General features: G+C 58.2%; 12 protein-coding genes. 4 read left to right on the forward strand and 8 right to left on the reverse strand.

Annotated elements, in window-relative coordinates; genetic code table 11:
• Window positions 1–1623, reverse strand: a 1623-nt coding sequence (locus ACEQWH_RS10205; RefSeq protein WP_370230420.1) for a SulP family inorganic anion transporter, incomplete at its 3' end; no start/stop codon positions are given.
• A gap of 150 nt (window positions 1624–1773) precedes the next feature.
• On the opposite strand from ACEQWH_RS10205, the gene ACEQWH_RS10210 reads away from it, so the two are divergent.
• The 4 genes from ACEQWH_RS10210 (at window position 1774) to ACEQWH_RS10225 (ending at window position 4594) form a co-directional block, all read left to right on the forward strand.
• Window positions 1774–2325, forward strand: a complete 552-nt coding sequence (locus ACEQWH_RS10210; RefSeq protein WP_370230423.1) for a hypothetical protein — start codon at window positions 1774–1776, stop codon at window positions 2323–2325.
• 69 nt (window positions 2326–2394) lie between these two features.
• Complete coding sequence (locus ACEQWH_RS10215; protein ID WP_370230425.1) at window positions 2395–3273, forward strand: S-methyl-5'-thioadenosine phosphorylase; 879 nt, start codon at window positions 2395–2397, stop codon at window positions 3271–3273.
• A gap of 55 nt (window positions 3274–3328) precedes the next feature.
• Window positions 3329–3955, forward strand: coding sequence for a LysE family translocator (locus ACEQWH_RS10220; protein ID WP_370230427.1), 627 nt, complete (start codon window positions 3329–3331; stop codon window positions 3953–3955).
• 99 nt (window positions 3956–4054) lie between these two features.
• Entirely contained in the window at window positions 4055–4594 is a 540-nt protein-coding gene (locus ACEQWH_RS10225) for an adenine phosphoribosyltransferase (RefSeq protein ID WP_370230429.1), read from the forward strand.
• Here the strand turns inward: ACEQWH_RS10225 and ACEQWH_RS10230 are convergent.
• The 7 genes from ACEQWH_RS10230 to ACEQWH_RS10260 all read right to left on the reverse strand — a co-directional run.
• On the reverse strand, window positions 4591–6006 hold the full coding sequence (locus tag ACEQWH_RS10230) for an FAD-binding oxidoreductase (protein ID WP_370230442.1): 1416 nt from the start codon (window positions 6004–6006) through the stop codon (window positions 4591–4593). The two genes, ACEQWH_RS10225 and ACEQWH_RS10230, sit on opposite strands and share 4 nt — an antisense overlap.
• 32 nt (window positions 6007–6038) lie before the next feature.
• On the reverse strand, window positions 6039–6857 hold the full coding sequence (locus ACEQWH_RS10235; protein WP_370230432.1) for an MBL fold metallo-hydrolase: 819 nt from the start codon (window positions 6855–6857) through the stop codon (window positions 6039–6041).
• A gap of 94 nt (window positions 6858–6951) precedes the next feature.
• Window positions 6952–7536 carry a GNAT family N-acetyltransferase gene (locus tag ACEQWH_RS10240; RefSeq protein ID WP_370230433.1) on the reverse strand — a complete coding sequence of 195 codons (585 nt, stop codon included), beginning with the start codon at window positions 7534–7536 and terminating at the stop codon, window positions 6952–6954.
• Complete coding sequence (locus ACEQWH_RS10245) at window positions 7536–8798, reverse strand: M16 family metallopeptidase (RefSeq protein ID WP_370230435.1); 1263 nt, start codon at window positions 8796–8798, stop codon at window positions 7536–7538. Before ACEQWH_RS10245 ends, ACEQWH_RS10240 begins: the two co-directional genes overlap by 1 nt.
• A complete protein-coding gene (gene thrC, locus ACEQWH_RS10250) occupies window positions 8795–10183 on the reverse strand; it encodes a threonine synthase (protein ID WP_370230437.1) in 1389 nt (462 codons plus the stop codon). Before thrC ends, ACEQWH_RS10245 begins: the two co-directional genes overlap by 4 nt.
• A 5-nt stretch (window positions 10184–10188) precedes the next feature.
• Window positions 10189–10866: an SURF1 family protein gene (locus ACEQWH_RS10255; protein WP_370230439.1), complete on the reverse strand. Its 678-nt coding sequence runs from the start codon at window positions 10864–10866 to the stop codon at window positions 10189–10191.
• A gap of 109 nt (window positions 10867–10975) precedes the next feature.
• A partial coding sequence (locus ACEQWH_RS10260) for a cytochrome c oxidase subunit 3 (RefSeq protein ID WP_370230440.1) occupies window positions 10976–11236 on the reverse strand: 261 nt, incomplete at its 5' end.

Below are 11236 nucleotides of genomic sequence, written 5' to 3' on the forward strand. Positions count from 1 at the left end.
CAGAATGCCCGTGCGTACGGAATAGTCCGCCGCGATCTGGTAATCGGGATCATCATCGCTGTCGATCATCAGGTGCCCTGCGCGGGTCAGCAGCTCGTGACAGTCGCGGCTAAGGTGGCGCAGGGTCAGCTTTTTGCCCGCTGCCTCATATTTCGCCGCCATCGCTTCGATCGCCTGAAGCGCGGATTGATCGGCCACACGGCTGTTGGCGAAATCGACGATAACGCTGTCGGGATCGTTTGGAACGTCAAACAGCTCGACAAATCCTTCAGAAGAGCCAAAGAACAACGGCCCCTGAATTTCATAGACCTTCGCGCCTTTGTCCGTAACGGATTCCCGCGTTGTTGCCGTGATCCGCGTCGCGTTGCCCCACGCATAAGCCAGCGCCGAGACGATCACCCCGACCACAACCGCAATCGCGAGGTCGGTCATGACTGTAACAACGGTGACCAGAACGATCACAAATGCGTCCGTCAGTGGCACTTTGCGCATGATTTTCAACGAGTTCCACGCGAAGGTACCGATCACCACCATGAACATCACACCGACCAATGCCGCCAGCGGAATTTGCTCGATCAAGGGGCTCGCGGCCACGATGAACAACAACAGACACAGGGCAGCAAAGACGCCCGCGATCCGTGTGCGCCCGCCTGATTTCACGTTGATCATGGACTGACCAATCATGGCACAGCCGCCCATTCCGCCAAAGAAACCGGTCACAACATTGGCCGTGCCTTGTGCGATACACTCTTGGCTCGCCCCGCCCCGCTTGCCGGTGATCTCACCAACAAGGTTCAGGGTCAGCAGGCTTTCGATCAGACCAATGGCTGCAAGGATCACAGCGTAAGGCAGGATGATCTGTAAGGTCTCCATGTTCAAAGGAACCATTGGCACCTGAAACAGTGGCAGGCCGCCTTCGATCGAGGCCATATCGCCCACGCGCGGCACATCAAGCCCAAACGCAATCACCAGAACAGCGACGATGCCGATGCCCGCCAAAGGCGCGGGGATGACTTTGGTGATCCGAGGCATCACCCAAATGATCGCCATCGTCAGCGCCACAAGCCCCAGCATCGTGGCCAGCTGCGGCCCTGCCAGCCATTCACCGCCACCGGTGCCGTGGCCTGTGTTTTCAACCGACCCGGGCACTTTGAACTGGGTCAGCTGCGCAAGGAAGATCACAATGGCCAGACCGTTCACAAAGCCAAGCATCACCGGATGCGGCACAAGGCGAATGAACTTGCCCCATTGCATCACGCCGGCGATGACTTGCAAAATCCCCATAAGAACAACGGTCGCAAACAGATACTGCACGCCATGTTCCGCAACCAGCGCAACCATCACAACTGCCAGCGCACCGGTCGCGCCCGAGATCATGCCGGGCCGCCCGCCGATCAAGGCTGTGATCAACCCGACCAGAAACGCTGCATAAAGACCAACCAACGGATGCACGCCCGCGACAAACGCAAAGGCGACCGCCTCGGGCACCAAGGCCAGAGCCACGGTCAGACCAGACAAAAGTTCCGTGCGGACACGAGACACCGACCACCCCTCGTCCTGCATGATCGACAAGTTCGGAGGAGAAATATTCTTGGCAAAATTCGCCAAAACAGCGCGTTTCATCGGGCGATCCTATGGGCTGGAAACTGGATAGACCCGCCCCGTATCGGAAAAGCGGTTTGTTCACAAGTCTCACGGCCCGGTCGCGGGAATTTGACTTGCCCATTTTTAGGGGTCCGCCCATGCATGAGGCACGTCAAGAGGGATCAATACATGCTTAAAAAACTCATCACTGCTCTGGTCGCAGTCAGCGCGCCTGCCTTTGCTCAAGACCTGGAAGGCAATGACACCGCAAGCAACTGGAAAGTGACGCATTTTGAGCGGTTCGGGATCTTTCTGTCCTCATGCGATGAACGCATGGAGGGCGATGTGCTGAACCAGCGCTGCTATGTGCGCTATGTTGACGTCTTTTCCCCGCAGCCCGAATTTGGCGCTCAGTTTTTCTTTATCGTGAACGGCGAGGATGGCCCCGAAGTGGATTTCGGCATGGAACCGGGCACTCTGTTTGGTCCAAACGGCTTTCGCATCGAGGACATGGGCGGCGATCTATGGCGCACCCGTCGCCCCGGATGTCTGACAGGCTTGTCCTGCACCTTTGAGGGCGAGGACGCCACGGCCTTGTTGCAATCAATGGAAGACGGGGACGCGTTTCGCTTTACCTTTCGTGATCGCCACGGCAATGCGCAGGATCTAACGTGGCCTCTGGCTGGGTTTTCCGACGCAATGGCCGACTTTGCCGCTCAGAGTGAACTGCGCGGACTTTAATCGCGCGACATGGTTGCATCTGGCCGCCAGCGCGGCCAAAAATACCGCAACCAATAGGACGGATTAGGCATGACAGACACAATGATCGCCGTGATCGGCGGCTCGGGTATTTATGACATCGACGGGCTGGAGAACGCGAACTGGACGCGGGTTGAGACACCTTGGGGTGATCCATCAGACGAGATCCTGACAGGTACGCTGAACGGCGTGAAAATGGCGTTTCTTCCACGTCATGGCCGTGGGCACCGTCATTCCCCAACCACCGTTCCATACCGCGCCAATATCGATGCGCTTAAACGGATTGGCGTCACCGATGTGATCTCGGTTTCGGCCTGTGGCTCTTTCCGCGAACATATGGCGCCGGGTGATTTTGTGATTGTAGATCAATTCATTGATCGAACTTTCGCACGTGAAAAATCGTTCTTTGGAACCGGCTGCGTTGCGCATGTGTCAGTTGCGCATCCAACCTGCCCGCGGCTGTCTGACGCCTGTGAGACCGCGGCCAACACCGCCGGTATCAACGTGCATCGCGGGGGCACCTATCTTGCGATGGAAGGGCCTCAGTTCTCGACGCTGGCGGAATCCAAAATGTATCGCGAAAGCTGGGGCTGTGACGTGATCGGCATGACCAACATGCCCGAAGCGAAACTCGCCCGCGAAGCAGAGCTGTGCTATGCCTCGGTTGCGATGATTACTGACTATGACAGCTGGCATCCTGACCACGGCGAAGTCGATGTCACCGAGATCATCAAAACCCTGATGGGCAACGCCGACAAAGCGCGCAATCTTGTCAAAGAGCTGCCCGCGCTCTTGGGCGCCGAACGTGAGGATTGCCCGCACGGTTGCGACAAGGCGCTGGAGTTCGCCATCCTGACGGCCCCCGACGCCCGAGATCCTGCGCTGGTTGCGAAACTTGATGCAGTCGCGGGCCGTATTCTGAACGCTTGACCCCATAGCCGAAGTCTGGCTTTGCTGAGGCGTCTGACACACAAGAGGCCTCGGCATGGAATTTGACATCTGGCTTGCGTTTACCGCCGCATCCCTCGCCCTTTTGATGATCCCGGGGCCAACGGTTCTGTTGGTTCTGTCCTATGCCTTGTCACAGGGGCGTTCGGTGGCCTTGGCCACTGCGGCTGGCGTGGCACTTGGGGACTTCATCGCAATGACAGCCTCGCTTTTGGGGCTGGGCGCTTTGGTCATGACCTCGGCAACCGCATTCATGGTTCTGAAATGGGCCGGAGCTGCCTATCTGCTGTATCTGGGCGCAAAACTGTTCCTCAGCGCCAAGGATGCCACCGCCAGCGAGTTGATCCGCACCGACAGCCAATCCGCAAAAACCATCTTTTGGCACGCGACGACTGTCACAGCACTGAACCCGAAAAGCATCGGGTTTTTCATCGCCTTTGTGCCGCAATTCGTCAGCCCAACCCTGCCGATCGCACCGCAGTTTGGCATCATGATCGCAACCTTTGTGGGCTTTGCGACCCTGAACGCTCTGGTTTTTGCGTTGGCGGCGGACAAATTGCGCAGCTTGATCTCGCGTCCCAGCGTCATCGCCTGGTTAACACGCGCCGGTGGGCTGACCCTGATCGCGATGGCCGGCCTAACCGCGACGCTCAAACGCGCCTAGCGCTTGCCTGTCATCAAAACGCCGCGAACGGCGATACCGCCCCTTGCTTTATGACCCCGCTGGGGTAAAACCCGCGAGCGAGCGTCACAGGAGGTCCAGATGCCACGATCCACAGATGTCAAAGACTATATCCGCACCATCGTGGATTTCCCGCACGAGGGCATCATGTTCCGCGATGTCACGACGCTTTTCGCCGACCCGCGCGGGTTTCGCATGGCGATCGATCAAATGTTGCACCCCTATGCGGGCGAACAGATCGACAAAGTCGTTGGCCTTGAAGCGCGCGGCTTTATCCTGGGCGGCGCCATTGCCCACCAGCTCAGCGTTGGGTTTGTGCCGATCCGCAAAAAGGGCAAACTGCCCGGCACCACGATTTCGCAGGACTATAAGCTGGAATATGGCGAAGCCATCGTCGAAGTGCATGACGACGCAATCCAGCCCGGCGAGAAAATCTTGGTCGTAGACGATCTGCTGGCGACCGGCGGCACCGCCGAAGCTGGCATCAAGCTGGTCGAGCGTCTGGGTGGCGAAATCGTCGGCTGTGCCTTTATCATCGACCTGCCGGAACTTGGCGGTCGCAAAAAGCTGGAAGCGATGGGGATGGACGTCTCGGTCCTTTGCGAGTTCGAGGGGCTTTAGGCCCGCAACACAACCCCCGGGTTCATAATCCCCTTAGGATCCAGCGCCGCCTTTATGGCGCGCATCGCGGCGAGCTTTACCGGATCAGCATAGCGCTCAAGCTCGCCTGCCTTCATGCGGCCAATCCCATGCTCGGCACTGATCGAGCCCTGATAGCTGTGAACCAACCCGTTCACCGCATCCTTAATATCGTCGATCAGGTGATTGTAATCATTCCTGTTTTCTCCTTTCGTGGGATAGATGTTATAGTGCAGATTGCCATCCCCAAGATGGCCGAACGCATTGATGCGAAGCGGGCCTAGCTTGGCCAGAACTCCCCGACCTTCTTCCACGAAATCAGCGATACGCGAGATCGGAATAGAAATATCGTTGCTAAGAATTGCACCGATCTTGCGGTTGGCCAAGGGGATGCTCTCCCGCACAGTCCAGAACTCGGCCCGCTGCGCCTCTGACTGGGCGATCACCCCGTCCAGCACCAAATCACGCTCCAGAGCGGTGGCGAAAATCGCCTCCAACATCTCTTCTGGCACCTGCCCCGCACCCAGCCCAAGATCGATCAGAACCGCCCATTCGGGCCTTTCTGCAAAGGGCTGCCGGACCTCAGGCATGGTTTCCTCAAGGAAATTCAGACCTTCCCGGTGGATCAGCTCAAAGGCCGAGACCGCCTCGCCCACATGATCGCGTGTGATCGCCAACAGATCCAATGCCGCCTGCACCGATGGCACCGCCATCAGCGCCGTGCCGCTGCACACAGGGCGCGCAAACAGTTTCAACGCCGCCGCTGTGATGATCCCCAAAGACCCTTCAGAGCCAATCAACAGATTGCGCAGATCATAGCCCGTATTGTCTTTGCGCAAGCGGCTGAGGCCATGCCAGATCTCACCGTTGGGCAGCACCGCCTCAAGCCCCAGACACAGATCCCGCGCATTGCCATAGCGCAGCACATTCACGCCCCCTGCGTTGGTCGCCAGGTTGCCGCCAATCTGACACGAGCCTTGCGCCGCCAGCGACAAGGGAAACAGCCGGTCTGCCTGCTGCGCGGCCTGTTGCACCGTCTCCAAAACGGCGCCGGCCTCGGCGATCAGCACGTTCTCTTTGGCAAAAACCTCTCGGACATGACGCATGCGCTCAAGCGAGATAACAACAGGGACAACCCCCTCGCCCTTCACCTGCCCACCAACAAGCCCGGTGCCGCCACCATAGGGCACAACAGGCACAGAGGCCGCATGGCAGTGGCGCACGATCTCGGCAACCTCCTGCACAGTGCGCGGCTTGGCAATCACGCTTGCCTGCCCCTCAAACCGCCCACGTGGCTCTTCCAGGTATCGTGGCTCTGGCTCAGACAACACCCCCGCATCCAGATGTGAGGACAGGCGGGACAGAAATTCGGAATCGGCGGGCTTTAGCGTCATGGACATAGGCCTATCACGTCCAGACCAAGCGTCTAGGGCTCAGTTAAAAATCTTGGCTGCAGAACCACTATGGTCGGCCGGTCCGGCAAGCTACGCAGCGACACGTCCAGTTCATGCACGCCCTCATCCACAATGGCAAAATCGCGTGAAAGCCCGATCAGGAAACTGTCCAATGTGCCGCGCCCGAACCAGTGCATGGGCACAACGACGGATGATCGCAGTCGCCGCAAGATCCGCATCATGGTTTGGTGATCTAACGTCAGCCCGCCATCAATCGCGGCCATCACCACATCCAGCCGCCCTAAGGCCGCATACTGCGCCGCATCCGGTTCATGGTGCAAATGCCCCAGATGGCCGATACACAGCCCAGCCACCTCGAAAATAAAAATCGAATTGCCCTTGGGCTCGACGCCAAAGCCCGAGCGAATATCGGTCGAGACATTCCGTACCAGCAACTCGCCCAGATCCAGATGATGCTCGATCCCTTGCCCATATTCGCCCCAGCCTCGCAGCACATGCGGAATTGCCGGGTCGGGCACCGGTGTCCAATGGCTACTGTGGCCATGGTTCATCGTGACGACATCCGGCAGGAAATCCACGTTCCCAACATAGCCCGTATAGTCCGTCACAACAGACAGCCCGCCCTCGGTCTGAAGAAGAAATGCGGAATGATCCAAATACCTAATGCGCACGGTGTCCTGCGCCACAGGGTCACGGAAACTGGCCAGATGGACAAAGCTTAACCCCGGCGTCTGCTCTGCCAAAGCAATGCAGTGGCTATAGCGACGCTCCTGAGCCTGAGCCTGAGCCGCGGTGACAAAAAAACAAAACAAAATCACAAACCAACGCATCGGCGACCCTCCTGTCTCAGAAGATAGCACGCCTGATCAGAATTTCATCTTGTCAGAAATACTCCCGCCGGAGGCTCCTGCGGGCTCAACGGTCTCACCCGGCTGTGGTGCGCCCACGACGGTCGCTGCGCAAGCAGGCATAAAGCACATGGGTGCGCCAGCGTCCGTTGATCTGAAGATAGCTTTGCGCCACGCCTTCATACTTAAAGCCGGACTTCTCAAGCACCCCTCGGCTGGGAGTGTTTTCAGGCAGGCAGGCCGCCTCTATCCGGCTGAGATCCATCTGCGTGAAGGCGTAATGCACCACCGCTTCAATCGCTTCGCGCATATATCCCTGGCGAGCAAAACTCTGTCCCACCCAATAGCCAAGCGTTCCGGCCTGCGACGGGCCGCGCCGGATATTGTCCAGCGTGATGGCCCCGATCAGAGCGCCCGAGGCGCGATCCATCAAAAACAATGGCATGGCCGAGCCGTTGGTAATCGCGCGCTGCGCCCAATAGACCCGGTTGGTGAAACTCTTACGTGTCAGATGATCGGCGGCCCAAGCGGGCTCCCACGGGGCCAGAAAATCCACGCTGCCTTCGCGTTGGCCCGCCCATGCACGAAAGTCACCATGAGCAGGCGGGCGCAAGGTCATCCGCTCTGTCTCGATCCGGACTTTCTTGCGCGTCAATAACATCAGGCGGCGCGACGGGATTGGATCTGTTCCAGCGCCGGAGCACCAGAGACCGGACCATAGAGGGCCAGGGCCGCAGGTGCCTTCACCGCCATATGGGCCGCAAAATCGCGCACGTCGTTTTGCGAAACCGCATCGATTTTGGCAACGGTTTCTTCAAGTCCGGGCACCCTGCCCCAGATTGACACCATGCGCGCCAGACGCTCGGCGCGGCTTGAAGGGCTTTCCAACCCCATCAGCATACCAGCCTTCATCTGAACCTTGGCCCGATCAATTTCCTTGGCACTCATATCATCAGCCGCGCGTTTCAGCTCGTCGATGGTAATGTTCGTCAGATCTTCGACCTGATCGCCAGAGGTGCCCGCATAAATCGTCATCATGCCGCTATCGGCATAGGCCCCGGCGGAGGCATAGATCGTATAGCAAAGCCCGCGTTTCTCGCGCACTTCCTGAAACAGGCGCGAGGACATGCCGCCACCAAGCGCGATCGAATAGATCTGCGCGGTATAGATTTCGTCGCTCTTATAGTCAGGGCTTTCAAAGCCAAGCGCGAAATGCGCCTGCTCAAGGCTCTTTTCGGTGCGGTACTCACCGCCGGCAAAGCGTGCGGCCTCCATCGGGCGGAAAGAGCCCTTGGGCAGATGGCCAAACATCTCTTCTGCGATCTTGACGATCTGGTCGTGATCCACTCCGCCAGCGGCCGACAGGATCATGCGATCAGGGCTGTAGTGTTCGGACACAAAGGTTTTCAGATCGTCGCGCGTAAACGCGCTAACACGCTCTTGCGGCCCTAGGATAGTGCGGCCCATCGGCTGATCCGGATAGGCGCGTTCTTGCAGCCAATCAAAGATCACGTCATCCGGCGTATCCAGCGCCTGACCGATTTCCTGCAGGATCACCCCGCGTTCAACCTCGATTTCACTAGGGTCAAACACTGGGTTCAAAAGGATGTCACCAATCACGTCGATGGCCAGCGGAACGTCGCCTTTCAGCACCCGCGCATAATAGGCCGTGACCTCGCGACTGGTATAGGCGTTGATATAGCCACCCACGTCTTCAATGGTTTCCGCGATCTCAAGCGCATTGCGACGATCGGTGCCCTTGAACGCCATGTGCTCTAGAAAATGCGCGATGCCATTCTGGGCGATGCGTTCGTGACGCCCGCCTGCGGTCACCCAGATGCCGACCGACGCCGATTGCAGGCCCGGCATGTTCTCGGTGACAATGGTGAACCCATTTGAGAGTGTGTGCAGTTTTACCGTCAACGCGCTGCGATCCGATCTTTGATAAGGGTTTCCAAAAGCGCCAGCTGGTTTGGCACGCGGCAGACGCGTTCTTCTTTGTCCATCATATCCGCCATATGGGGCGGCAGGTCCGGACGCGCGCCCATGGCCGCTTCGACCGCGTCGGGGAACTTCGCCGGATGCGCGGTGGCCAGAGTGATCATCGGCGTGTCTGACAGATGTTCGTTGCCGACCTTTACACCGATTGCCGAATGCGGACACAGAACTTCGCCGGTGGCGGCGTATTCTGATTTGATGGTGTCAGAGGTCTCGTCCTCGGATGCACGGCCCGACGCGAAGTTCTCGCGCAGCATCTCCATGGCACCTTGGCTGATGGTAAAGGCACCCTCTTTGAGATCCTCCATCAGCTGGCTCACCGCAGACCCGTCGCGATCATAGGCGTCAAACAGCGCGCGCTCAAAGTTCGAGCTGACCTGAATGTCCATCGAGGGGCTGATCGACGGGGTCACGCCCTGCTTGGTATAGGCCCCCGTTTCCATGGTGCGGTGCAGAATGTCATTCTGGTTTGTCGCGATCACCAGCTTTTCAATGGGCAGCCCCATGCGCTTGGCGATATAGCCTGCAAAGATGTCACCGAAGTTGCCGGTTGGTACGGTGAAAGACACTTTGCGATGCGGCGCACCCAGCGAAACTGCGGACGAGAAATAATACACCACCTGCGCCAAAACGCGGGCCCAGTTGATCGAGTTCACACCCGCCAGCTTGACGCCATCGCGGAACTCGAAATCGTTGAACATGTCTTTCAGACGCGCCTGACAATCGTCAAAATCGCCGTCCAGCGCCAGCGCGTGAACGTTGTCGTCGCCCGGAGTGGTCATCTGCTTACGCTGGATGTCGGACACACGGCCATCCGGGAACAGAATAAAGACATCGACATTGTCGAGCCCGCGGAAGGCCTCGATAGCTGCAGAGCCTGTGTCGCCAGAGGTGGCGCCAACAATCGTGACTTTTTCACCGCGGCGGGACAGTTCGAATTGAAACAGCTGACCTATGAGCTGCATGGCAAAGTCTTTGAACGCCAGAGTGGGTCCATGGAACAGTTCAAGCAGATAGTGGTTGGGGGCAAGCTGCACCAAAGGCGCGCGCGCCTCATGGCGGAAGCCAGCATAGGCACGCTGGATAATGCCCTTGAATTCGTCGTCGGTGAAGCTGTCGCCGACGAAAGGCTGCATCACCGCAAAAGCGACTTCTTCATAGGTCTTGCCTGCCAGGGCTGCGATGTCGTCCTGCGCCATGGTCGGGATCTTTTTGGGAACATAAAGCCCCCCGTCCCGAGCAAGTCCTGTCAACATTGCCTCTGCAAAGCTAAGTTCTGGGGCGTCCCCACGGGTAGAGATATATTTCACGTCTCTTAGACCTTATGTTTCGCGCGCATGCGGCGCAGGTAATACAGCGTCATCGCCAGCCAGACCAGAGCCAATCCATACCAGGTCACGGCATAGTTCAAGTGATCGTTTGGAATACCGGTGGACGTCACCGGCAATGGCGTCACCGCCGGGTTTGTTTGCGACGTTTCACGCGCCACAACCAGAATTGGCGCCGTATTTAGCGCCGCGGCCATGGCCTCCACATCCCGCGCGAACCAGATATTTCCGGCAAGATCATTCTCGGGCGTATAGCTGTCGCGCTCTTCGGGCCAATGCAAATTGCCCTCTATGACCACGTCGGATGCGGCACGCGGGCTGTCTTTGAACTCGGGTTTTATCCAGCCACGGTCCACAAGGATCCGTCGGCCATCTGTCGTCTCAAAAGCCGCGATCACGCGATAGATTGCACCGGTGGTTTTGGTTGAGGCATAGACATGCAGTTCGTCTGTGGTCATCTGGCCGTCGACCTGAACCGCCAGAAAACGATCTGCCTCAGGATCCAGCACCTCAGGAAGCGGCACCGTTTCTGCCGCGATCCGCGCATCGATCTGCGCAAGGATGTCTTCTTTCCAAGCCAGCCGTCGCATCTGCCAGTTGCCCAGCGAAACCAAAATCACGATGCCGATTATGCCAAACCCAAGCGGGAGGATCAGACGTTGCACACCAAGTCCTTTCAGGCCCTGTACTCGAAAAGGAAATCGCGGCAGGTTGCCCTGCCGCGACTTGCTTTAATCCTATCCGAACGAAAGGTTCAACCTTTCAACGTTCGGCTTATTGGCCCCAGACGTAGACCGCTGCGAAAAGGAACAGCCAGACAACGTCAACAAAGTGCCAGTACCATGCGGCAGCTTCAAAGCCGATGTGGCGTTCTGGGGTGAAGTGGCCCTTCAGAGCCCGCAGCAAACATACCGCCAGGAAGATCGTGCCAACCACAACGTGGAAGCCGTGGAAGCCCGTCGCCATAAAGAAGTTCGCGCCATAGATGTTGCCAGCAAAACCGAAGGCAGCGTGAGAGTATTCATAGGCCTGCAG

The organism is Cognatishimia sp., assembly GCF_964229375.1.
In the GTDB taxonomy this organism is placed as follows: domain Bacteria; phylum Pseudomonadota; class Alphaproteobacteria; order Rhodobacterales; family Rhodobacteraceae; genus Cognatishimia.